At 69.6% G+C, this 24,058-nt stretch carries 19 protein-coding genes; 5 read left to right on the plus strand and 14 right to left on the minus strand.

Annotated elements, in window-relative coordinates; genetic code table 11:
• Positions 1-67: 67 nt before the first annotated feature.
• The 5 genes from MB828_RS12565 to MB828_RS12585 are packed head-to-tail and all read right to left on the minus strand — an operon-like array spanning position 68 to position 5,648.
• Entirely contained in the window at positions 68-1,141 is a 1,074-nt protein-coding gene (locus MB828_RS12565; protein WP_301648204.1) for an ABC transporter ATP-binding protein, read from the minus strand.
• Positions 1,134-2,108 (minus strand): ABC transporter ATP-binding protein, encoded by a 975-nt coding sequence (locus MB828_RS12570; protein WP_301648225.1) that lies wholly within the window; start codon positions 2,106-2,108, stop codon positions 1,134-1,136. The genes MB828_RS12565 and MB828_RS12570 overlap by 8 nt, the downstream gene beginning before the upstream one ends.
• 8 nt (positions 2,109-2,116) lie before the next feature.
• Positions 2,117-3,097 carry an ABC transporter permease gene (locus MB828_RS12575; protein WP_133025457.1) on the minus strand — a complete coding sequence of 327 codons (981 nt, stop codon included), beginning with the start codon at positions 3,095-3,097 and terminating at the stop codon, positions 2,117-2,119.
• Positions 3,090-4,013, minus strand: coding sequence for an ABC transporter permease (locus MB828_RS12580; protein WP_301648205.1), 924 nt, complete (start codon positions 4,011-4,013; stop codon positions 3,090-3,092). The genes MB828_RS12575 and MB828_RS12580 overlap by 8 nt, the downstream gene beginning before the upstream one ends.
• Positions 4,014-4,019: 6 nt before the next feature.
• Entirely contained in the window at positions 4,020-5,648 is a 1,629-nt protein-coding gene (locus MB828_RS12585; RefSeq protein WP_301648206.1) for a peptide ABC transporter substrate-binding protein, read from the minus strand.
• Between the two features lie 360 nt (positions 5,649-6,008).
• Here MB828_RS12585 and MB828_RS12590 point away from each other — a divergent pair, with 360 nt between their 5' ends.
• The 5 genes from MB828_RS12590 to MB828_RS12610 are packed head-to-tail and all read left to right on the plus strand — an operon-like array spanning position 6,009 to position 11,894.
• Entirely contained in the window at positions 6,009-7,880 is a 1,872-nt protein-coding gene (locus MB828_RS12590) for an ABC transporter substrate-binding protein (RefSeq protein WP_301648207.1), read from the plus strand.
• A 3-nt stretch (positions 7,881-7,883) separates the two neighbouring features.
• Positions 7,884-8,960, plus strand: a complete 1,077-nt coding sequence (locus MB828_RS12595) for an ABC transporter permease (protein ID WP_301648208.1) — start codon at positions 7,884-7,886, stop codon at positions 8,958-8,960.
• Entirely contained in the window at positions 8,957-9,910 is a 954-nt protein-coding gene (locus MB828_RS12600) for an ABC transporter permease (RefSeq protein WP_301648209.1), read from the plus strand. The genes MB828_RS12595 and MB828_RS12600 overlap by 4 nt, the downstream gene beginning before the upstream one ends.
• Positions 9,907-10,905, plus strand: coding sequence for an ABC transporter ATP-binding protein (locus MB828_RS12605; protein WP_301648210.1), 999 nt, complete (start codon positions 9,907-9,909; stop codon positions 10,903-10,905). Before MB828_RS12600 ends, MB828_RS12605 begins: the two co-directional genes overlap by 4 nt.
• Entirely contained in the window at positions 10,902-11,894 is a 993-nt protein-coding gene (locus MB828_RS12610; RefSeq protein ID WP_301648211.1) for an ABC transporter ATP-binding protein, read from the plus strand. Before MB828_RS12605 ends, MB828_RS12610 begins: the two co-directional genes overlap by 4 nt.
• On the opposite strand, the gene MB828_RS12615 is transcribed toward MB828_RS12610, so the two are convergent.
• From MB828_RS12615 to MB828_RS12655, 9 genes are all read right to left on the minus strand, one after another.
• Positions 11,884-12,291 (minus strand): VOC family protein, encoded by a 408-nt coding sequence (locus tag MB828_RS12615; RefSeq protein WP_301648212.1) that lies wholly within the window; start codon positions 12,289-12,291, stop codon positions 11,884-11,886. The two genes, MB828_RS12610 and MB828_RS12615, sit on opposite strands and share 11 nt — an antisense overlap.
• A gap of 74 nt (positions 12,292-12,365) precedes the next feature.
• Positions 12,366-13,514 carry an ABC transporter ATP-binding protein gene (locus tag MB828_RS12620; RefSeq protein ID WP_046733858.1) on the minus strand — a complete coding sequence of 383 codons (1,149 nt, stop codon included), beginning with the start codon at positions 13,512-13,514 and terminating at the stop codon, positions 12,366-12,368.
• Positions 13,507-14,556, minus strand: coding sequence for an ABC transporter ATP-binding protein (locus tag MB828_RS12625; RefSeq protein ID WP_301648213.1), 1,050 nt, complete (start codon positions 14,554-14,556; stop codon positions 13,507-13,509). Before MB828_RS12625 ends, MB828_RS12620 begins: the two co-directional genes overlap by 8 nt.
• Before the next feature lie 11 nt (positions 14,557-14,567).
• Positions 14,568-15,521 carry an ABC transporter permease gene (locus tag MB828_RS12630; protein WP_301648214.1) on the minus strand — a complete coding sequence of 318 codons (954 nt, stop codon included), beginning with the start codon at positions 15,519-15,521 and terminating at the stop codon, positions 14,568-14,570.
• A complete protein-coding gene (locus tag MB828_RS12635; protein WP_046733861.1) occupies positions 15,514-16,446 on the minus strand; it encodes an ABC transporter permease in 933 nt (310 codons plus the stop codon). Before MB828_RS12635 ends, MB828_RS12630 begins: the two co-directional genes overlap by 8 nt.
• 138 nt (positions 16,447-16,584) lie before the next feature.
• Positions 16,585-18,210, minus strand: a complete 1,626-nt coding sequence (locus tag MB828_RS12640) for a peptide ABC transporter substrate-binding protein (protein ID WP_133025467.1) — start codon at positions 18,208-18,210, stop codon at positions 16,585-16,587.
• Positions 18,211-18,744: 534 nt separating this feature from the next.
• Entirely contained in the window at positions 18,745-20,652 is a 1,908-nt protein-coding gene (typA, locus tag MB828_RS12645; protein WP_133025468.1) for a translational GTPase TypA, read from the minus strand.
• Between the two features lie 158 nt (positions 20,653-20,810).
• Positions 20,811-21,485 carry a hypothetical protein gene (locus MB828_RS12650; RefSeq protein WP_301648215.1) on the minus strand — a complete coding sequence of 225 codons (675 nt, stop codon included), beginning with the start codon at positions 21,483-21,485 and terminating at the stop codon, positions 20,811-20,813.
• A gap of 121 nt (positions 21,486-21,606) precedes the next feature.
• Positions 21,607-23,868: an ABC transporter family substrate-binding protein gene (locus MB828_RS12655; RefSeq protein ID WP_301648216.1), complete on the minus strand. Its 2,262-nt coding sequence runs from the start codon at positions 23,866-23,868 to the stop codon at positions 21,607-21,609.
• Between the last annotated feature and the right edge of the window lie 190 nt (positions 23,869-24,058).

Genomic DNA, 24,058 nt, shown 5'->3' on the forward strand with positions numbered 1-24,058 from the left:
TCCGTATATCGGGACCGGGTCGGCGAAGTTGCCTGCGTGTTAACGCGATTGACCCGCATACGCCCCGCTATGCACCCCGGTCGCCAAGATCGTCCGGCGCTTCCCCGGCCGGTTCCTCCGGCGGGACGACCCGCTTCTCCTCCGCGAAGTGACAGGCCGAGTCGTGCGCCGCCGGCCCCGGCACGTCCCGGAACACGGCCGGTACCGCGAGCAGCGGCACCTCCACGGCGCACCGCTCCCGCGCCTTCCAGCAGCGCGTGCGGAACCGGCACCCGGACGGCACGTTCGTCGGCGACGGCACGTCCCCGCTCAGGATGATCCGCTCGCGGTGCTCCCGGGCCTCGGGGTCCGGTACCGGCACCGCGGAGAGCAGTGCCTGCGTGTAGGGGTGGGTCGGGTGGTCGTAGATCTCCTCGTCCCGGCCGGTCTCCACGATCCGCCCGAGGTACATCACCCCGACCCGGTCCGAGATGTGCCGCACGATCGACAGGTCGTGGGCGATGAAGACGTACGACAGGTCGAAGTCCTTCTGGAGCCGGGCGAGCAGGTTGATCACCTGGGCCTGGACCGAGACGTCCAGCGCGGAGACGGGCTCGTCGGCGACGATCACCTCGGGTCGCAGCGCCAGCCCGCGCGCGATGCCGATGCGCTGCCGCTGGCCGCCGGAGAACTGGTGCGGATAGCGGTTGACGTACTCGGGGTTGAGTCCGACGACGTCCAGCAGGTCCTGGACCCGTCTGCGCCGGTCGCCCTTGGGTGCCGCCTCGGGGTGGATCTCGTAGGGCTCCCCGATGATGTCGCCGACGGTCATCCGGGGGTTGAGCGAGGTGTACGGGTCCTGGAAGACCATCTGGATGTTGCGGCGGACCGCTTTCAGGGCCCGCCCGCTCAACCCGGTGATGTCCTCGCCCTTGTACTTGATCGACCCGGCGGTGGGCCGCTCCAGGTTGACCAGCATCTTGGCGACGGTCGACTTGCCGCAGCCGGACTCCCCGACGATCCCGAGGGTCTCTCCCTTGTCGAGCACGAAGTCGACACCGTCAACGGCCTTGACGGCACCGACCTGTTTCTTGAAGAGAACGCCCTGGGTCAATGGATAGTGCTTGACCAGTCCATCCACTTCAATGATCGCCTCAACCATTGACGCAATCCCTCCAGAAGTGACAGGCGCTCCCCCGGTGCCGGTCCACCTCGTACAGCGGCGGTTCGTCGGTGCGGCAGACGTCCTGTGCCATGGGGCAGCGCGGGTTGAAGGCGCAGCCGGGAGGGATGTCCATGAGGTTGGGCGGCAGGCCCTTGATGGCGTAGAGCTCCTGGCCCTTCTGGTCCAGGCGCGGGATGGAGTCGAGCAGCCCGCGGGTGTACGGATGGGCGGGCGCCTTGTAGATGTCGTGCACGGGCGCGGACTCGACGATCCGCCCGGCGTACATGACGGCGATCCGGTCGGCGACGTCCGCGACCACGCCCAGGTCGTGGGTGATCAGGATCAGCCCCATGCGGAACTCGCGCTGCAACTCCGCGAGCAGATCCATGACCTGGGCCTGCACGGTCACGTCCAGGGCGGTCGTCGGTTCGTCGGCGATGACGAGAGCCGGTTCCAGGGCCAGCGCCATGGCGATCATGATGCGCTGGCGCATCCCGCCGGAGAACTGGTGCGGATAGTCCCGCACCCGCTGGGCCGCGCCCGGGATCCGCACCCGGTCCATCAGCTCGACCGCCCTGGCCCGCGCGTCCTTCCTCGACATGCCCCGGTGCACGACGAACATCTCGCCCAGCTGGTCGCCCACCGACAGCACCGGGTTCAGCGCCGACAGCGCGTCCTGGAAGATCATCGCCATCCCGGCGCCCCGGATCCGCCGCCGTTCCTCCTCCTTCAGCTTCAGCAGGTCGCGTCCCTGGAAGAGGATCTCGCCGGCGCCGATCCGCCCCGGCGGGGTGTCGAGGATCCCCATCACGGCCTGCGCGGTCACCGACTTGCCGGACCCGGACTCGCCCAGTACGGCGAGCGTCTCACCCTCGCCGACGGCGTACGAGACCCCGTTGACCGCCTTCGCCACCCCGTCCCTCGTGATGAACTCCACGTGCAGGTCGCGTACTTCGAGCAGCACGGCGGCGCTCACCTCAGCTTCGGGTCGAGGGCGTCGCGCACCGCGTCGCCGAGCATGATGAAGGCCAGGACGGTCAGCGCGAGCGCCCCGGAGGGCCACAGCAGCGCGTGCGGGGCGTTGCGGATGTACGGGGAGGCCGCCGAGATGTCGATGCCCCAGGAGACGCTGGGCGGCTTCAGACCGACGCCCAGGTACGACAGGGTCGCCTCCAGCGCGATGAAGGTGCCGAGGGCGATGGTCGCCACCACGATCACGGGGGCGACGGCGTTGGGCGCGATGTGCCGCAGCAGGATCCGGGAGTGGGAGGCGCCGAGGGCGCGGGCGGCCTGCACGTAGTCGTTCTGCTTCGCGGTGATCACCGAGCCGCGGGCGATCCGGGAGATCTGCGGCCAGCCGAGCAGCACCATGAAGCCGATGACCGGCCAGACCGTGTTGCTGGTGACCACCGAGAGCAGGACGAGACCGCCGAGGACGACCGGGATCGCGAAGAAGACGTCGGTGATCCGGGACAGGATCGAGTCCCAGAAGCCGCCGAAGAACCCGGCGAGGCCGCCGAGGACCGACCCGAGCAGGGCGACCCCGAGCGTGGCGCAGACGCCCACCGTGACGGACGTACGGGCCCCGTAGACGGTCCGGGTGTACACGTTGCAGCCCTGTCCGTCGTACCCGAAGGGCGCGCCCGGCTGGGAGCCCTCCTGGGCCTTGGCGAGGTCGCACTGGAGAGGGCTGCCGGAGGCGATCAGGGACGGCCACAGGGAGATGACGACCAGGAAGAGGATGACCAGGCCGGAGACGATGAAGACCGGGTTGCGGCGCAGGTCCCGCCACGCGTCGGACCAGAGTGAGCGGGGCCGGTCGGCCGGGCCGGTGCCAAGCGGGCCGCCCGGCGCCCGCTCCAGCGTCTCGGCCTCGGTCGTCGCGAGGTCCATCGCCCCGCCCGCCCCCGTCCCCGCGATCGCCCGGCCCGACTCGAACGGCTGCTCAGGCATAGCGGATCCTCGGGTCGAGTACGGCGTACAGGAGGTCGACGAGGAGGTTGGCCACCAGGAAGACGAGGACCAGGACCGTCACGAAGCCGACGACGGTCTGCGTGTTCTGCCGCAGGATCCCCTGGTAGAGCTGGTAGCCGACGCCGTGGATGTTGAAGATCCGCTCGGTGACGATCGCCCCGCCCATCAGCGCGCCGATGTCGGTGCCGATGAAGGTGACGACGGGGATGAGGGAGTTGCGCAGCAGATGGCGGGTGACGACCCGGCGCCGGGGCAGGCCCTTGGCGACGGCCGTGCGGACGTAGTCGCTGCGCCTGTTCTCGGCGATGGAGGTCCGGGCCAGCCGGGTCACGTAGGCGAGCGAGACGGAGGCGAGGACGAGCCCCGGCACGATCAGCTCGCCGAAGCCGGCGTCCGGGGAGACGGAGGGTCTGATCCAGCCCCATTCGACGCCGAGCAGCAGCTGGAGCAGCAGACCGGTGACGAAGGTGGGCACGGAGATGACGACCAGGGTGGCGAGCAGCACACCGGTGTCGACGGGCCGGCCGCGCCGCATCCCGGTGAGCACGCCCAGGGTGATGCCGATGACGATCTCGAAGAGGATGGCCACGATCGTCAGCCTGATGGTGACGGGGAACGCGGTGGACATCAGCTCGGTGACCGGCTGGCCGTTGAACGCCGTACCGAAGTCGCCGGTGAAGACGTTCCCCATGTAGGTGAGGTATTGCTGCCACACCGGCTTGTCGAGTCCGAACTCCTTCTTCAGCTGGGCGGCGGTCGCCGGGTCGCAGGCGCGTTCGCCGCACAGTCCGGCGATCGGGTCGCCCATGACGTTGACCATCAGGAAGATCAGCAGCGTGGCCCCGACGAACACCGGGATCATCTGGAGCAGCCGCCGGACGACGTAGCGTCCCATGCCGGGTCAGCTGACCTTGATCTCGTTGTAGACGGGCACGCTGAACGGGTTGAGCGCCACGTTCGCCAGCCGTTCCGAGTAGCCGGCGCTGCCGTTCTGGTACCAGAGCGGGATGGCGGCCATGTTGTCGCGGACGACACCCTCGGCCTGCTGGAACGTCGAGACGGCCTTGGCGGTGTCGGTCTCGGCGTTCGCCTGGTCGACGAGCTTGTCGAAGTCCTTGTTCGACCACTTGCCGTCGTTGGAGGAGGCGTTGGTGTAGTAGAGCGGCTGGAGGAAGTTCTGGATGAGCGGGTAGTCCATCTGCCAGCCGGCGCGGAACGGGCCGCTCATCTTGTGCTGCCCGATCTGGTTGCGGAAGTCGGCGAAGGTGCCGACCGGGTTCCCGACGCACGCCTTGTCGTTGCCGAGCGCGTTGTTGATGGAGTTGCACACGGCGTCCACCCACATCCTGTGCGAGCCGGTGTCGGCGTTGTACGTGATCTTGAGCTGGCCGCCGGGGATGCCGCCGCCCTCCTGGACCAGCTTCTTGGCCTGGGCGGGGTCGTACGCGCAGGCGCTCCCGCACAGCCCTTCCTTGAACCCGCCGTCGGCGCCGAGCACCGGCGAGGTCCAGTCGGTGGCCGGGGTGCGGGTGTTCTGGAAGATGGTGTCGGTGATCTGCTTGCGGTTGATGGCCATGGACAGGCCGGTGCGGACCTTCTCCGAGCCGTTCTTGTTCCAGGCGCCGTCGTAGTAGGGGAAGGCGAGTGTCTGGATGATGCCGGCCGGGGTGTTGATGTAACGACCACCGAGGTCGCTCTTGACGTTCTTCAGCTGCGAGGCGGGAACGTCGTCGACGAGGTCCAGGTTGCCGGCGATCAGGTCGGTGTAGGCGGTGTCGTTGTCCGTGTAGACCTTGAGGGTGACCCCGCCGTTCTGCGCCTTGTCGTCGCCGGGGTAGCCGTCCCACTTCTTCAGCGCCATCTGCGAGCCCTTGGTGTACGACTCGATGCGGTACGGCCCGTCGCCGACCGGCTGCCGCAGCCACCCGGCGTGGTCGGTGAAGAACGACTGGGGAAGCGGCGCGAAGGCCGCGTAGCCGAGGGTGTCGGGGAAGCTGGAGAACTTCTGGTTCAGCCGGACCGTGAAGGTCTTGTCGTCGACGACCTGGAGACCGGACAGGGTGTCGGCGCTCTGGGTGCCACTGTCCGGGTGGACCTTGTCGTAGCCCTGGATGTAGCCGAAGAAGTAGGCGTTCTTCTGGTTGTTCTTCAGGCCCGCGCCGTAGTTCCAGGCGTCCACGAAGGACTTGGCGGTCACCTTCTCGCCGTTGGAGAAGGTCCAGCCGCCCTTGAGGGTGACGGTGAAGTTCTGCGAGTCGGTCGTGTCGATCTTGTCGGCGAGCATGTTCTGGGCCTTGCCGGTCTTCGGGTCGTACTTCTTCAGCCCCCGGAAGATCATGTCGAGGACCTTGCCGCCCTGGACCTCGTTGGTGTTGGCGGGCTCCAGGGGGTTCTGGGGGTCTCCCCAGGAGGAGCTGAGCACACCGCTCTCGCCGCCACCGCCACCGCTGCCGCCGCCCCCGCAGGCCGTGGCCGCCAGCGCCACCACCACCGCGCAGACCGCCCCCCGGGCGCGCGTCGCTGAACGCATGGCCTGCCTCCTCCATGACGGATGATCCATTACCGGTCAATATCATCAGAAATAGTGCATAGCGCATATTTGCTACGCCCATCCGCAGCAGGACCCACTCGAAGGGGTGGCTCCGCCCGGGTGCGGCCCCGTCGGCGCCAGCGCTCTACCAGGCCACCTTCACCGGTAGAGACCAAAGGTGATCGCGACCGCCGTCAACTCGCCTTTTGTGCAGGCCACACTGGCTTCACGCGCCGTTGACGCACCCGGACGGCCGCTGATAGACACACTCATCACTCAACTGGCGTCACCAGGCGAGACCCCGGCCCTGAAGCCCGAACAAGCCGTCCCTGTGCGAGCGATGACGCGAGGACACCCCCCATGAGCCCACAAGCCCAGCACAGCGCAAGGCGTTCACACCCGAGCAGCTCCCGCCTCCGTGCGCCCCGGCCGCTGGTGGCCGCCGGTGCCCTCGCCCTGACCTTCTCGGCGGTGCTCGCGACCCCGCTCGACCCGTTACCCCAGCAGGCGTCGGCCGCCACCGGCGACAAGGTGCTCACCGTCGCGGTCGCGCAGAGCGTCGACTCCCTGAGCCCCTTCCTGGCGACGCGGCTGCTCAGCACCAGCGTCCAGCGGCTGATGTACGAGTACCTCACCGACTACGACCCCGGCGACGCGCACCCGGTCCCCGGCCTCGCCACCAGGTGGACCGCCTCCGCCGACAAGCTCACCTGGACGTACACGATCCGCTCCGACGCGAAGTGGTCGGACGGACAGAAGGTGACCGCCCAGGACGCGGCGTGGACGTTCCGCAAGCTGATGACGGACCAGGCGGCCGCCACCGCGAACGGCAACTTCGTCACCAACTTCCGCAGCGTGACGGCCCCGAGCCCCACCGAGCTGGTCGTCGAACTGAAGAAGCCGCAGGCCACGATGACCGCCCTGGACGTGCCGATCGTGCCCGAGCACATCTGGAAGGACGTCCCGGACTTCTCCAAGTTCAACAACGACACCAAGTTCCCCGTCGTCGGCGACGGGCCGTTCGTCCTCACCGACTACAAGGCGGACAGCTACGTCCGGCTCAGGGCCAACAAGGACTTCTGGCGCGGCGCCCCCAAGTTCGACGAGCTGGTCTTCCGGTACTACAAGGACCAGGACGCCGCCGTGGCCGCCCTGCGCAAGGGCGAGGTCTCCTTCGTGGCCGGCGCGCCGGCCCTGACCCCCGCCCAGGCGTCCTCGCTCGAGGGCCGCAAGGACATCCACGTCAACGACGCCCCGGGCCGCCGCTTCTACGCCCTCGCCACCAACCCCGGCGCCCGCGCGAAGAACGGCCGGAAGTTCGGCGACGGCGACCCCTCCCTGCTCGACGAGCGGGTGCGGCACGCCCTGTTCCTCGCCGTCGACCGGAAGACCATCGTCGACAAGGTGTTCCAGGGCCACGCGGTCGAGGGCCAGGGCTACATCCCGCCGCGCTTCGCCACGTACTTCTGGAAACCGTCGGCGGGCCAGGCGCTCGGCTACGACCCCGCGAAGGCCGCACGCCTCCTCGACCAGGCCGGCTACCGGAAGAACGCCGACGGCAGACGGGTCGGCAAGGACGGCAGACCGCTGAACTACCGGGTGCTGTGCCACGCCACCGACCCCAACGACAAGGCCGTGGGCCAGTACCTCAGGGAGTGGTGGGCCAAGCTGGGCATCGGCATGACCCTCGACTGCCTGGACAACGTCACCGACCCCTGGCTCGCGGGCAAGTACGACCTGGCCTTCGACGGCTGGTCCGTCAACCCCGACCCGGACTACGTGCTGTCCATCCACACCTGCGCCGCCCTGCCGGCCACCCCCAAGGACACCGGCCCGACCGACAACTTCGTCTGCGACCGGGCCTACGACGACCTGTACGCCCGGCAGCTCGCCGAGTACGACCCCGCCAAACGGGCCACTGTCGTCAAACAGCTGGAGTCCCGGCTGTACGACCTGGGGTACATGAACGTCATGGCGTACCCGAACGCCGTCGAGGCCTACCGCACCGACCAGATCGCGTCGATCGAGACGATGCCCAAGGCCGCCGGCAACATCTACGGACAGGACGGCTACTGGAGCTGGTGGTCGGCGGTACCGGCCGACTCCGCGGGCTCCTCAGGGAGCGGTTCGACGGGGATCGTCGTCGGCGTCGTCGCGGGCGTCGTGGTCCTGGCGGGCGCCGCGGTGTTCCTCGCCAGGCGCCGCCGCGCCACGGCCGACGACCGCGAGTAGCCCATGCAGCCCACCGCTCCCGACGCACCGTCCGCCCCCGCCGGTCCGGACCCGCTGCCGGTCCCGGCCGGTCCTGCGGTCCGCGGACCGCGGGCCCGTACGGCCGCCGCCTATCTGCGCTACGGCGCGGCCAAGGCGGGCGGTGCCGCCGTCTCGCTGTTCGCCGTCCTCGTCACCGGTTTCTTCCTCTTCCGGCTGATCCCCGGCGACCCGGTCCGGACCATGACCGGCGGCCGACCGATCTCGGCCGGGCAACTCGCCGCGTATCGCGAGGAGTTCGGTCTTGACCTGCCGGTGTGGGAGCAGTTCACGGACTACTGCCGCAAGGCGCTCACCGGCGACCTGGGGACGTCGTACCAGTTCCACGCCCCGGTCGTCGACAAGATCGGCGAGGCGCTGCCGAACACCCTGCTGCTGACCGGTACGGCGTTCGTGATCTACACCGCGCTCGGGATGTTCCTCGGCACCCGCTCGGCCTGGCGGCACGGCCGGCTCGGCGACCGGCTCAACACCGGTCTGGCGCTGACCCTGTACTCCGTCCCGTCGTTCTGGCTGGGTCTGCTGGCCATCATCGTGTTCGGGGTGGGCCTCGGCCCGGTCCCCGGGCTCTTCCCGACCGGCGGCATGGAGTCGGGCGGCGAGCAGGGCCTCGCCCGCGTCCTCGACGTCGCCCATCACCTCGTCCTGCCGGTGCTCACCCTCGTCGCGGTCGAGTACGGGCAGACGCTGCTGGTCACCCGCTCGGCGCTGCTGGCCGAGATGGGCAGCGACTACCTCACGACCGCCCGCGCCAAGGGCCTGCGGGACGACCTGGTGCGCCGCCGGCACGCGGTCCCGAACGCCCTGCTGCCCACGGTCACCCTGGTCTTCGTCAACCTCGGCCGGACCGTCGCCGGCGTCATCCTGGTCGAGACCGTCTTCTCCTGGCCCGGCCTCGGCGGGCTCTTCTACCAGGCCCTGAGCGTGCCCGACCTGCCCCTGGTGCAGGGGCTGTTCCTCTTCTTCGCCTCGGCGGTGATCGTCATGAACACTCTGGCCGACCTGTTGTACCCCCTGCTCGACCCCCGGGTGGGCCGATGACGGCCGGCGCCACGCCCCCGGCGCCGGGGGCGGCGGAGGCCGGGACGCCCGGCGCCGCCGCCGGACCTCGTGCCCTGGCCCGGCGGCGGCGCCGGGCCTCCGCCGCACGCTTCTGGCGGCAGTACCGGACCCAGCGCGCCGGGCTCGCCGGCCTGACCGCGCTCGCCCTGTTCGCCCTGGTGGCGCTGACCGCGCCGCTGACCGTCGGCTCCGGCGTGGCCGGGGTGACCGACGCGCCGGGCGGTCCGCTGGAGGCGCCGAGCGGTGCGTTCCCGCTGGGCACCGACCGGTTCGGGCGCGACCTGCTGGGGCTGGTGGTGTGGGGCTCCCGGGTCTCGCTGCTCGTCGGGCTGCTCGCGGCGGTGCTGTCGGTGGTGATCGGCGCGGTCGTCGGTGTCACCGCGGGCCACTTCCGGGGGGTGTACGCGACCGTGCTGATGCGGATCACGGACTGGTTCCTGGTGATGCCGGCCCTGGTGCTCGCCATCGCGCTGGCCACCGTGATGTCCCGGTCGCTGGGCACGGTGGTGCTCGCCATCGGCGTCACCTCCTGGCCGACGACGGCCCGCCTGGTGCGGGCGCAGACGCTCGCGGTGGAGTCCCGGCCGTACATCGAACGGGCCAGGGCGCTGGGCGGCGGCCACTGGCACGTCATGACCCGGCACGTGCTGCCCAACGTGATGCCGCTGGTCCTCGCCCAGACCACGCTGATGATCTCCTCCTCGATCCTCGCGGAGGCGACGCTGGCCTTCCTGGGGCTCGGTGATCCAACGGTCATCTCGTGGGGCGGGCTGCTTCAGGACGCGCGTGAGGCCGGGGCGGTCAGCGCCGGGGACTGGTGGTACCTGATGCCGCCGGGCATCGCGATCGCGGTGGTCGCGCTGGCGTTCACACTGTGCGGGCGTGCGGTGGAGGCCGTCCTCGATCCCAGGCTGGGGGTGGCTCGTTGACCCTGCTGGAGGTCCGGGACCTGGAGGTGACCTACCCGGGCGGCGCGGCCGCGGTGCGGGGCGTGGACCTCGCGCTGGCCGCGGGTCGCAAGCTGGGCATCGCGGGCGAGTCGGGGTGCGGCAAGTCCACGCTGGCGCTGGCGCTGCTCAGACTCCTGCCGGCCGGGACGCGGGTGTCCGGGGAGGTCCTGCTGAACGGCGAGGACGTGCTGACCATGCGCTGGGGGCAGGTGCGGGCGGTGCGCTGGGCGGGCGCCTCGATCGTGTTCCAGGGGGCGATGCACTCGCTCAACCCGGTGCACCGGGTCGGCGACCAGATCGCCGAGCCGGTCCTGCTGCACCGCGGGGCGACGGCCGCCGCGGCCCGGCGGCGGGCCGGTGAACTGCTGGAGCACGTGGGCCTGCCGGCGTCCCGGGCCGCCGCGTATCCGCACGAGCTGTCCGGTGGCCAGCGCCAGCGCGTGATGATCGCCATGGCGCTGGCCTGCGACCCGCGGCTGATCGTCGCCGACGAGCCGACGACGGCCCTGGACGTGATGATCCAGGCGCAGATCCTGCGGCTGATCGAGCGGCTGGTGGCGGACCAGGACGTGGGCCTGATCATGATCAGCCACGATCTGGCGGTGCTCGCCGACACCTGTGACCGGCTCACCGTGATGTACGCGGGCCGCGTCGTCGAGGAGGGCCCCGCCCGCCAGGTCTACGAGGACGCCCGGCACCCGTACGCGCGGGCCCTCTCGGCGGCGTTCCCGCGCATCGGCGATCCCGCCTCCCGGTTCGCGCCGCACGGTCTGCCCGGCGACCCGCCCGATCCGGCCGCGCTGCCCGCCGGCTGCGCGTTCCATCCGCGCTGCCCGGTGCCGCTGGACGTGTGCGCCACGCGGGACCAGCCGCTGCGGGACGCCGGACCGGACCGGCGGGCCGCCTGTGTGCACGTGGGGGCGGCGGTACCCGGACCGGCCTCCGCCGCCGAGGACGCGAGGAGCACCTCATGACGACGACACCGCCGCCGCTGCTCAGCGCCGAGGGGCTGCACGTGGTCTTCCCCGGACGGCACGGCGCCGCCGGGATCCGGGCCGTGGACGGCGTCGAACTGGGCATCCGGGCCGGGGAGATCGTGGCGCTGGTCGGCGAGTCCGGCTGCGGGAAGACGACGCTGGCCCGCTCCCTGCTCGGGCTGGTGAGGCCGGCCGCGGGACGGGTCACCTTCGCCGGGAAGCCCCTGGAGTACTCCTCGCGCGCGCTGAAGGCGTACCGCAGAAGGGTCCAGCTGGTGCTGCAGGATCCGACCGGCTCGCTCAACCCCCGGCACACCGTGTACGACGCGGTGGCCGAGGGACTGCGCATCCACGGCCGTACGGGGGACGAGCGGGCGGCCGTCGCGGCGGCCCTCGCCCACGCGGGACTGCGGCCGCCGGAACGCTTCTTCCTGCGCTACCCGCACCAGTTGTCCGGAGGGCAGCGCCAGCGGGTGGTGATCGCGGGCGCCCTGGTCCTGGAGCCCGAACTGATCGTCGCCGACGAGCCGGTGGCCTCCCTGGACTCCTCCGTGCGCGGCGAGATCCTGGCCCTGCTGCTGCGGCTGCGCGCCGAACTGGGTCTCGCCGCGCTGGTGGTCACCCACGACCTGGGGCTGGCCTGGAACATCGCGGACCGGGTCGCGGTGATGTACCTGGGCCGGATCGTGGAGACGGGGGACGTCGAGCAGGTCCTCACGGCTCCCCGGCACCCCTACACCCAGGCGCTGCTGTCGGTCCTGCCGGAGGCGCCGGGCGAGCCCGTGGTGCTGACCGGTGAGCCGCCCGACCCGTCCCGCGTCCCGGGCGGCTGCCGCTTCCACGCCCGCTGCCAGATCCTGGCGGACGGCACGGCGGCCCGCGCGGGCGTCGCGGACGCCTGCCGCACCCAGGACCCGGAGGTCCTGGACGGCACCACCGACCGTCAGGTGGCCTGCCACTGGGCACAGGCCCGGATCACGGCGTGAGCCCGGCCGGCGGTTCGTCGGCGGCGACCAGTTCCACCTCGAAACCGTCGCTGTTCACGAGATAGGCCGCGTAGTGCCGCGGTCCGCCCGCGTGCGGGTAGCGGTCGGCGAACAGGGGCGACCACCCGTGCGCGGGCGCGCTGTCCGCCAGTTCGTCGACCTGGCCGGGCGGCCCGGCGTGGAACGCGAGGTGGTTGAGACCGGGACGGGTCCGCTCGTGCGCGCCTGCCGTCAGCGCGGGCGACTGCTCGACGACGAGATAGGTCTCCCCCATCCGCCAGCTACGGCCGTCCGCCCACTCCTGGTACGGGCGGTAGCCGAGCCGGCCCAGCAGCCAGCCCCATTCGGCGGCCGCGCGCGACAGGTCGGGAACCCACAGCTCGACATGGTGCAGCATCCGGGCCGCCTCCTCGGGACATGACGGTTCCCGGTACCCCTCGGGGATACCGGGAACCGTGGTGGGGTCGGGCGTCAGGCCGCGTGGACGACGTCCTTCTCCTCCGCGAAGTGGCAGGCCGACTCGTGGGACGCCGGGGTGTCCGAGGCCTTGAAGCGCTCGGGGATCGCCAGCAGCGGGACCTCCTCGGCGCACTTGTCCTGGGCCTTCCAGCAGCGGGTGCGGAAGTGGCAGCCGGACGGCGGGTTGGCCGGCGAGGGCACGTCACCGGTGAGGATGATCCGCTCGCGGTGCTCACGGGCCTCCGGGTCGGGGACCGGGACCGCCGACAGCAGCGCCTGGGTGTAGGGGTGCGTCGGGTGCTCGTAGATCTGCTCGTCGGAACCGATCTCGGCGATCTTGCCGAGGTACATGACCCCGACCCGGTCCGAGATGTGCCGGACGATCGACAGGTCGTGCGCGATGAAGATGTACGACAGGTTGAACTCGTCCTGCAGCCGCTCCATCAGGTTGATGACCTGGGCCTGGACGGACACGTCCAGCGCGGACACCGGCTCGTCGCAGATGATGATCTCCGGGTTGAGCGCCAGGCCGCGCGCGATGCCGATGCGCTGCCGCTGGCCGCCGGAGAACTGGTGCGGGTACCGGTTGATGTACTCGGGGTTGAGCCCGACGACGTCCAGCAGTTCCTGCACCCGGCGGCGCCGGTCGCCCTTCGGGGCCACCTCGGGGTGGATGTCGAAGGGCTCGCCGATGATGTCACCGACCGTCATACGCGGGTTGAGCGAGGTGTACGGGTCCTGGAACACCATCTGGATGTTGCGGCGGACGGCCTTCAGCGCGCGCCCGGACAGCTTGGTGATGTCCTGGCCCTTGTAGAAGATCTCGCCGGCCGTCGCCTGCTCCAGGTTCATCAGAAGCTTGGCCACCGTCGACTTGCCGCAGCCGGACTCGCCCACGATGCCCAGGGTCTCGCCCTGGTGCAGGTCGAAGGAGACGCCGTCGACGGCCTTGACCGCGCCGATCTGCTTCTTGAACAGGATGCCCTGGGTCAGCGGGAAGTGCTTGACCAGGTTGCGCACCTGCAGGATCGGCTCGCCCCGCTCGACGGTCGCCTCGATGGCGGCGACCGAGGCCTCCTCGGACGCGGCTTCCACCACGTCCACGTCGGAGACGTTCGGCGTGGCGTCCTGCGGCTCGTCGTTCTTGCTGAGCTCAGCCATGGAGCGTCTCCTTCCAGAAGTGGCAGGCCGAGGCCCGGCCCGGCAGTTCGCCGCCGTCCTGCTCGGTCACCGGCAGCAGCGCCGGGATGTCCGTACGGCAGATGTCCTGGGCCTTGGGACAGCGCGGGTTGAATGCGCAACCGGTCGGGACGCGCAGCAGGTTGGGCGGCAGACCCTTGATCGCGTAGAGCTCCTGGCCCTTCTGGTCCAGGCGCGGGATCGAGTCCAGCAGACCGCGGGTGTAGGGGTGCGCGGGCCGCTTGTACAGCTCGTGGACCGGGGCGGTCTCGACGATCCGGCCCGCGTACATCACGGCGATCTTGTCCGCGACGTCGGCGACGACGCCGAGGTCGTGGGTGATCAGGATCAGACCCATGTTGTACTCGCGCTGCAACTCCGCGAGCAGGTCCATCACCTGGGCCTGGACCGTCACGTCGAGGGCCGTGGTCGGCTCGTCGGCGATGATCAGCTCGGGCTCCAGGGCCAGCGCCATCGCGATCATGATGCGCTGGCGCATACCGCCCGAGAACTGGTGCGGGTAGTCGTTCACGCGGGCCGCCGCGGCCGGGATCTTCACCCGGTCCATCAGCTCGATCGCCTTGGCCTTGGCGTCCTTCTTGGACATGCCCTGGTGGACCCGGAACATCTCGCCGAGCTGGTAGCCGACGGACAGCACCGGGTTCAGCGAGCTGAGCGCGTCCTGGAAGATCATGGCGATGCGCTGGCCGCGGATCTTGCGGCGCTCGTCGGCGGACATGGTGAGCATGTCCTGGCCGAGGAAGCGGATCTCGCCCTGCGGGATCTTCGCCGGGGGCATGTCGAGGATGCCCATGATGGCCTGCGCGGTCACGGACTTGCCGGAACCGGACTCACCGAGGACGGCGAGGGTCTCGCCCGCGGCGACGCTGTAGTTGACGCCGTTGACTGCCTTGACGACGCCCTCGCGGGTGTGGAACTCGACGTGCAGGTCCCGCACTTCGAGGAGCGGGCCGCCGTCGGTGTCACGCGGCGAGGGCACGAAGGCTTCTTCGATGATGGTCACGTACGCCTCCCTCAGCGCATCTTCGGGTCAAGGGCGTTGCGCACGGCCTCACCGAGCATGATGAACGCCAGCACGGTGACGATCAGCATGATCGAGGGGTACAGCATGATCCACTGCGCCACTCGGATCTGGTTGCCGCCGTCGGAGATGTCGTTGCCCCAGGACACGCCGTTCAGACCGAGTCCCAGGTACGACAGGGTGGCCTCGGCGGAGATGTAGATGCCGAGCGAGATGGTGGCGACGACGATCACCGGTGCCAGCGTGTTCGGCAGGATGTGCCGGAACATGATGCGCGGTGTGCTCGCGCCCAGCGCCTTGGCTGCGTGCACGTAGTCGGACTGCTTGGTCGTGATCACCGCGCCGCGCATCACGCGGGCTATCTGGGTCCAGCCGAAGAAGCTCAGGGCGCCGATGACGACCCAGGTCGTGCGGTTCTGGAAGGAGGTGAGGAAGACCATCGTGCCGAGCAGGAACGGGATGCCGAAGAAGACGTCCGTCAGCCGGGACAGGATCGAGTCGACGATGCCGCCGAAGTAACCGGCGATCATGCCGACCAGACCACCCACGACGGTCACCGCGACCGTGGTGCCGAAGCCCACCGCTATGGAGGCGCGGGCGCCGTAGATGACACGGGCGTAGACGCTGCGGCCCTGCTGGTCGTAGCCCAGCCAGTCGGCCGAGAAGAAGTTGCCGAGCTTGGGCTTCTGCAGGAAGTGCTTGGCCAGGTCGCCCGAGGTCGGGTTGGCGCCGGTGAACCAGCCGGGGAAGAAGGTGATCGTCAGCAGCAGCAGGATCAGCGCCGCCGAGACGAGGAAGATCCAGCTGCGTCGCAGGTCCTGCCAGGCGTCGCCCCACAGGCTGCGCGTCTTCTCCGGCTTGCCCGGCTCGGGCAGTGCCCCTCCGGCCGCCGCGACGGCGGCGTCCTCGGCAGCGGCCTCGGGCACGGTCTTGGTCACGTCAGGCATAGCGAATCCTCGGGTCAAGGACCGCATAAAGCAGGTCGACGAGCAGGTTGGCGAGCAGGTAGACGAGGACCAGGATGGTCACCAGGCCCACGAGGGTGGTGCCTTCACGGCGCACGATCGACTGGTAGATCGTGCCTCCGATGCCCTGGATGTTGAAGAGGCCCTCGGTGACGACGGCACCGCCCATGAGGGCGCCGATGTCGGTACCCAGGTAGGTGACCACCGGGATCAGCGAGTTGCGCATGAGGTGGACGCCCACCACGCGCCGCTTCGGCAGGCCCTTCGCGATGGCCGTACGGATGTAGTCGGCGCGCAGGTTCTCGGCGATCGAGGTCCGGGTGAGCCGGGTCACGTACGCGAGGGACGCGGTCGCCAGCACGATGGCCGGCATCAGCATCTCGTTGTAGTTCGTCGGGTCGTTGACGTTCGGTGGCAGCCAGTTCAGGTCGAAGGCGAAGATGACCTTGAGGATGTAACCGAGGACGAACACCGGCACCGAGATCAGCAGCAGGGTGAACAGCAGGATCGCGTTGTCGGTGACACGCCCGGCGCGCAGACCGGCGACGATGCCCAGGGCGATGCCGAACACCATCTCGATGAGGAAGGAGAGACCGGCCAGACGGAGGGTGACGGGGAACGCGTCGCCGAGCACGTCCGTGACCGGACGGCCGCTCGCGATCTGCGTACCGAAGTCGCCGTGCAGGATCATGTTCTTCATGTAGTGCCAGTACTGGACCAGGATCGGCTGGTCCAAGCCGTACTGATGTCTCAGCTGGGCGATCACCTGCGGGCTGCCGCCCTTGTCGCCGAACAGTCCTCGCACGGGGTCGCCGGGCAGGGCGTAGACCATGAGGAAGATCAGCAGGGTTGTCCCGATGAAGACCGGGATCATCTGGAGCAGTCGTCGTGCGACGTAGCGCCCCATCGTGCCTCCATGTCAGTCACAGCGGCAGCCGACGGGCCCTTTCCCCGCGCACCGTTGAATGATGCGTACGGAAAGGGCCCCCAGTTACTGCCGTTGCCCGGGGCGCGGCGGAACCGCGCCCCGGATACGGGCTTGTGATTACTTCTTCGCGACCTGAACGCCGGTGAGCACCGGGTCGCCGGCCTGGTCGAACTTGACTCCGGACACCTTCTCCGAGTAGCCCGCGTTGACCTTGTAGTACCAGAGCGGAATGCTGGGCATGTAGTTGACCAGCTCCTTCTCGATGGCCTGGTACTTCTGCTCCGACTCCTCCAGCGAGCTGGCGGAGTCGGCGGCGGCGATGTCCGCGTCGACCTTCGCGTTGGAGAAGCCGCTCTGGTTGCCGTCCGACTTGGAGCCGTACAGGTCACGGATGAAGTTGGCGTTCATCGGGAAGTCGAGCACCCAGCCCGAGCGGTACAGGGACTTGACCTGGTGCGCGTCACGCGCGTTCAGGTCGGCCTGGAAGTCGGCCTTCGAGTCGCCCGCGCACTTCACACCGGTGGCGTTGGTGATGGAGTTGCAGACCGCGTCCACCCAGTCCTTGTGACCGCCGTCCGCGTTGTACTGGATGGTGATGGAGTTGCCCGGAACGCCGCCACCCTCCTTGATGAGCTGCTTGGCCTTCGCCGCGTTGTACGTGGTGACGTCACCGGCCGCGTTCGGCTGGAAGCCGAGGACGCCCTTGGCGACCCAGCCCGTCGCGGGCTCACGGGTGCCGTTGAGCACGGTCTTGGTGATGGTGGCGCGGTCGATCGCCATCGAGAGGCCCTGGAGGACCTTCGGGTTGATGTTCTTCCACTGCTTGGTGTAGAACGCCGGCGCGATGGTCTGGATCGCGGAGATCGGCTGGTCGACCGCGCGGTCGCCGAGGTCCTGCTTGTAGACCGGCAGGTCCTTGGGGGCGATCTGGGTCAGGACGTCGACGTTGCCCGACTTCAGGTCCTCGTACGCCGTCTCGGGGGTGGCGTAGTTCTTGAAGATCACGCCACCGTTCTTGGCGGCGTCCGGACCCTTGTAGCCGTCGAACTTGGCGACCTGGATCTGCTTCTTGTGCTGCCAGCTGACGAACTTGTACGGGCCGTTGCCGATCGGGTGCTGGCCGGCGGCCTTCGGGTCCTTGTAGAAGGACTCGGGCAGCGGCGAGAAGACCTCGTAGCCGAGCTTGTACACGAAGTACGGCATCGGCTTGGAGAGCGTGATCGTGAAGGTGTTGTCGTCGACGACCTTCAGACCGGAGAGCGAGGTGGCCTTCGGCTTGCCCTTGGCCGGCGCGACGTCGTCGTAGCCCTGGATGTCGGAGAACCAGAAGCTGTTGGTCTGCTTGTTCGCCGGGGCGGCGGCCCAGTTCCACGCCTTGACGTAGGAGTCGGCGGTGACCGCGGTGCCGTCGTGGAACTTCCAGCCCGGCTTCAGCTTGACCGTGAAGGTCTTGTTGTCCTTGCTGTCCACCGACTGGGCATTGACCATGACGATCTTGCCCGCGGAGTCGTAGGAGACCAGCTGCGAGAAGAGCGACTTGATGACGATGCTGCCGTAGGACTCCATGGTGTTGGCCGGCTGCAGCGGGTTCTGCGGCTCGCCGGACTCGACCGAAAACACACCGTTAGGGTCGGTCGCGGCCTTGCTGCTGCCCTTGTCGTCGCTGCCGCCGCCACACGCCGTGGCCCCCAGCGCCACAACCGCAGCTATCGCAACCCACTTGGCGCTCTTGGCACCACGCATGGGGCTCCTCCTAAAGAGTCCATTGGTTCACCGCATGGAGGAGCACTTGACACGTCGCCGTCACCGGCGCCTGAAACGGTCAGGTGCTCCCCGCGCCCGCGAGTCGACGCCGCCTACGGCGCACGACTCGTTGATCCGAGCTCTACGCGCCTAACTATCTGCCATCCGCCATGGTCGAACCACACTCGCAAGGTCTCGGTTCGATCACACCTTCGGCGTACATCTTCCAAAATCCGGACAAAGGGTTTGCCGAAAGATCCCTGCGAAACGGACTTGTTACACATCTATCGGTCGCGAATGTTCGCATACCGAACGCGAGTCGGATGAAAATCCAGTTGCAGAATTCCGGCTGCTGCGGCATGGGCGCAGGGCGGAGCACTCGCTGTGAGAGAGCCTAGTGCCGTACGGTCCCCTCTTTGCCGTTCCACGACGAGACCTAGGGTTTTCCCTATCCCGCGGACCGAGGGCCCGAACGCGGAGAGCCGGGCCCTCCGCGATGCGGAGGGCCCGGCTCCTTTCCGGTGACAGCTCGGGTCAGCCGTGCTTGGCGCGGCTGGCGGCGCGGGCCCGCTCGCGGGCGTCCAGGTTCACCTTGCGGATCCGGACGGCCTCCGGGGTCACCTCGACGCACTCGTCGTCACGGCAGAACTCCAGCGACTGCTCCAGGGAGAGCTTGCGCGGCGGCACGATCGCCTCGAACGTGTCGGCCGAGGACGACCGCATGTTCGTGAGCTTCTTCTCCTTGGTGATGTTGACGTCCATGTCGTCGGAGCGGGAGTTCTCGCCGACGATCATGCCCTCGTACACCTCGGTGCCGGGCTCGGTGAACAGCACACCGCGCTCCTGGAGGTTCGTCATCGCGAACGCGGTGACGGCACCGGAGCGGTCGGCGACCAGGGAGCCGTTGTTGCGGGTCTGCAGGGGGCCGAACCAGGGCTCGTGGCCCTCGTGGATGGAGTGCCCGATACCCGTGCCGCGGGTCTGCGTCAGGAACTCGGTCCGGAAGCCGATGAGACCGCGGGACGGCACCACGAACTCCATGCGCACCCAGCCGGAGCCGTGGTTGGACATGTTGTCCATCCGGCCCTTGCGGACGCCCATGAGCTGCGTGACCGCGCCCATGTGCTCCTCGGGCACGTCGATCGTCATGCGCTCGACCGGCTCGTACGTCTTGCCGTCGACCTGCTTCGTGACGACCTGGGGCTTGCCGATGGTCAGCTCGAAGCCCTCGCGGCGCATCTGCTCGACCAGGATGGCGAGCGCCAGCTCACCACGGCCCTGGACCTCCCAGGCGTCCGGACGCTCGGTGTCGAGCACGCGCAGCGAGACGTTACCGATCAGCTCGCGGTCCAGGCGGTCCTTGACCTGGCGGGCGGTGACCTTGCGGTCCTTGACCGCGGCCTTGTTGTCGGCGCCCTTGCCGGTGCCGCCCCGGCCGACCAGCGGCGAGGTGTTCGTACCGATGACCATCGAGATCGCCGGCTCGTCGACCGTGATCAGCGGCAGCGGGATCGGGTTCTCGGGATCGGCGAGGGTCTCGCCGATCATGATCTCCGCGATACCGGCGACGGCACAGATGTCACCCGGGCCCGCCACCTCGGCGGGCTTGCGGGTGAGCGCCTCGGTCATCAGCAGCTCGGTGATGCGCACGTTGGACATCGTGCCGTCACGCTTGATCCAGGTGACGGTCTGGCCCTTGCGCAGCTCACCCTGCTCGACGCGGAGCAGCGCGATACGGCCGAGGAAGTTGTCGGCGTCCAGGTTGGTGACGTGCGCCTGGAGCGGGGCCGCCTCGTCGTACTCGGGGGCCGGGACGTGCGACAGGATGGTGGAGAAGAACGGCTCCAGGCTGTCGCTGTCCTGCGGGACGGTGCCGTCCTCGGGCTTGGTCAGCGAGGCCACGCCGTCACGCGCGCAGGCGTAGACGATCGGGAACTCGATCTGGTCCTCGTCGGCGTCCAGGTCGAGGAAGAGGTCGTAGGTCTCGTTGACGACCTCGTCGATCCGGGAGTCCGGGCGGTCCGTCTTGTTGATGCACAGGATGACGGGCAGGCGCTGCTGGAGCGCCTTGCGGAGCACGAAGCGGGTCTGCGGCAGCGGGCCCTCGGAGGCGTCGACCAGCAGCACCACCGCGTCCACCATCGACAGACCGCGCTCGACCTCGCCACCGAAGTCGGCGTGGCCCGGGGTGTCGATGATGTTGATGGTGATGACGTCGCCGCCATCCTTGGGGTGGTACTTCACGGCCGTGTTCTTGGCCAGGATCGTGATGCCCTTCTCACGCTCCAGGTCGTTCGAGTCCATCATTCGGTCGTCGAGCGACTCGGCGGCGTGCGCCGCGAAGGCACCGGCCTGCTTCAGCATGGCGTCGACGAGGGTCGTCTTCCCGTGGTCGACATGGGCGACGATGGCGACGTTGCGGATGTCGTGGCGCGTGGCCATAGTGCGGCGTACTCCCGGAGTGTGAGGAAGGGGCCTGCGCGTACATCGGTGTCCGCGGACCCTGCCGGGCTGAACACGCCACGGCCTCACCCCATGGTACTGGGCCGCCGCCGCGGCGGCCTCCCGGGGCAGGAAAGCACGCCCCGGGAGGGGTCGGATCAGGCGCCCTTCCTGGCGGCCGAGCCGTCCTCGCAGGAGAGCCGGGCGGCCTGCCGGGCGATGCCCGCGCCGACCGTCTCACCGCAGTTGACGAGACCGGCCAGGTCGACCCTCCAGTTCCGGGCCTGCCCTGTGCTGCTCGCACCGTCGCGGCAGGAGTAGCGGAAGGTACCGGTCACCTCCCGCACGCCGGCGTAGGCCACGATGTCCCCGGGCCCGTCGATTCTGGTGAAACCGTCGTCCAGGGCCGGTGCCTTGGCGTGCACGTCGGTGAAGACATAGGTGGTGCCGCTGTCGTCGTCCGCGAGGGTGGCGGCCGTGGAGTCGATCTCACCGATCCGCTTCCCGAGGGAGAAGAGGACCTCGGCCGGAGAGAGCGCCGGGCCCTCGGTGCGCACCGAGGGGTGCGGGGTGTACACCCGCCGGAGCGGGTTCTCCAGGGCGCCGCCGCCCTTGCCGAGCCGCTGGCTCGCGGAGACCCCGGTCAGCCGGTCCGACTGCTTGACACCGGACCAGGTGAACGTGCCACCCCTGCACGCCTTCGGCCGGGCCGCCGTGGTCCCGTGCCCGTCACCGCCCCCACCACCGCCGCCAGCGGTGCAGGCCGTCAGGGCCGCCGCCAGAGCCACCGCGGCCAGTCCCGTCGCCCGGATCCGTCGCCCCGTGCCACGCATGTGCGCCCCCCGTCCCCCGTGCGCGGGCGACGGACGCCCGCAGCATGCTCGTACGAGCCAGGCTGCGGGCGTCGGCGGTGCGGGACAAGCGGTTTGAGCAGAGTCTGAGCTACGGCACCGGTCAGCCCTTCGGTGACGGGCTCGCCGAGACCTTGGCACCCTTCTTCAGGAAGCCCATGTCCTGGTAGACGGGGGTCTGGAAGCCGAACGCCCCCACGTTCACCAGGCCCTTGCGGGCGCCCACGATCTGTGGCCGCTGGTACAGCGGCAGCGAGCCCGCCGAGGCCCAGATCCTGGAGTCCGCCTTGCGCAGCAGACCGTCCGCCTCGTCCTCGTCCAGGGTGCCGAGCGCCTGGTCGAAGAGCTGGTCCACCTGGTCGGTGCCGATCCGCGTGTAGTTCTGCTCGACGTTCAGCGAGCCGTCGGCCGCCACCACCGGCTTGGCGTAGATCGGCCGCGCGTCGGTCGCCGGGAACGCGGACGCCGGCCAGGAGTAGAGCGCGAGGTCGTACTGCCCGGCGGCGATGTGGTCCTTGAAGTAGCTCTCGTCCGGGACCTTCTTGACCTCGGTCAGGATCCCCACCTTGTCCAGCATCTTCGTGATCTGGTCGGCGACCGCCTGGAGCGTCTCCGAACCCGGCCCGGACGGCAGCACGAACCGCAGTGAGAGCGCCTGACCGTCCTTGGCCAGCGGTCCGGCCGGCGCCCCCGCGCCCTTGGGCGCGGCGGTGCCCTTCGGCGCGTACGCCCCCGGCGCCCCGTGCGCGTGGTCCTTCTGGTGGTCGCGGGTGTCCTTGCCGTCGGGTCCCTTGTCGTCCTCCCCGACGACGTACTGGCCGTCCCGTCCGCCGTCGGACTTGTCGCCGGGATCGCGCTGGTCGCCCGCGTCTCCCTTGTCTCCCTTGTCTTGGTCATCCCCCTTGCCGGCCTTCTCGTTCGCCGCCCCCGCCGCCTTGCCGCCGGCCTGCTTGACCGGCCCGCCGGCCACCCAGCCCGCGTCGGCGAGCAGCGCCTGCGCCTCGTGGGTGTCGAGGCCGCCGAGCGCGCCGCTGCTGTCGGTGTAGACGGCCTGCCCCGAGAGGCCGAGGTGGCTGCCGACCGGCACGGCGGGCAGGCCCAGCGGGCCGAGGACCAGCTTGGCGAGGGACTGGCGGTCGAGCGCGCGGGCCACGGCGCGACGCACCCGCTCGTCGGCGAGCGGGCCCTCGGAGCCGTTCAGGGCGAGCTGGGTGTAGGCGGGCTCCAGCGACTTGCGGACGTCGAAGGCGCGCAGCTCCTGCTGCTGTTCCAGCCACTTCGCGATGGTCTTGCGGAGCTTCTTCGGCCCCTTCGGCAGCTTCTCCTCGTCCATGCCGAGGGCCAGCGCCCAGGAGCGCAGCTTCCGTGCGGAGGTCTTGCCGGCGCCCTGCAACGGGGTGCCGGTGCCCTTGCCGCGCCCGGCGATGATGATCCGCTCGGCCTCGGAGGCGTCGATGTCGGCGACGTCCACGGTGCCGGCGGCGAGCGCCGAGGCCCGCTTCTCGCGGGAGACGGCGTGCAGGTCGATCTCGTCGAGCTTGGCCGGGCGGCCCCACCAGCGCGGGTTGCGGGTGAGGACGACGTCCTTCTTGGCGGTGTCGACCCGGTCGACCCGGAAGGGTCCGGCCGTGACGGCCAGCTTGCGGCGGGCACCGTCGTTGAAGGTGTCCGGGGTGCCCATGACGTCCTTCGGGTACAGCGGTGAGAACAGCGACCTCCAGTCGGCGTACGGCCGGTCGAAGGTGACCCGGACCTCCAGGTCGTTGGCGCCGCGCTCGATCTGGGCGATGCGGTCGTAGCCGGCGTTTCGGGCGGTCCAGTAGGCGGAGTCCTTGCCGGACAGGGCGCGCCACTGGGCGGCGAAGTCGGCGGCGCCGATCTCCCGGCCGTCGCTCCAGACGGCCTGCTGGTTGAGCTTGTAGAGGACGACCTGGCGCGGCTCGGTCTCGATGACCTTCGCGGACTCCAGGTAGTCGGGGTTGCGGACCGGCTTGCCGGTGGCGTCGATGGTGAACATGGACGGCAGGACGGCCTGGGCGACCCGGGTGGTGCCGGCGTCGGCGTCCGCCTGGAAGGTGTTGAGGGTCTCCGGTACGGCGTCCACGGCCATCTTGAGCGTGCCGCCCTCGGCGACCGAGTCCCGGGCGACCGCCGCGATGTCCTGCGCGGCGAGCGGCTTGCTGCCCTCGTCGTCGGAACCGCAGCCCGCGAGGAGGGGGACGGCGAGGGCGCCGGCGGTGAGGAAGGCGAGGCTGCGTTGGAGGCGCCGCGCGGAGCCGTTGTTCGGCTGCGGCTGCGTCGTGGTTGCTCGCGCAGTTCCCCGCGCCCCTGAAGGGGCGCTACGGCTGACGCCCTGGTGAGACATCTCTGCTTACCTCCGGGAGGCCCCGTGACACGAGTGCGATCTGTTCACATTTGGGGGTATTTTGGAGTTGATCACATGTACGTCAGAAGTACGGACCCCACTGAAATGGACGGGGTCCGTCGGCCGGGGACGACACGGCGGCGGGGACGGTCAAAGGCCACCCGTGCGGCGCAATGCCCCGGCGCACACA

This window comes from Streptomyces arenae (assembly GCF_022343545.1).
In the GTDB taxonomy this organism is placed as follows: domain Bacteria; phylum Actinomycetota; class Actinomycetes; order Streptomycetales; family Streptomycetaceae; genus Streptomyces; species Streptomyces humi.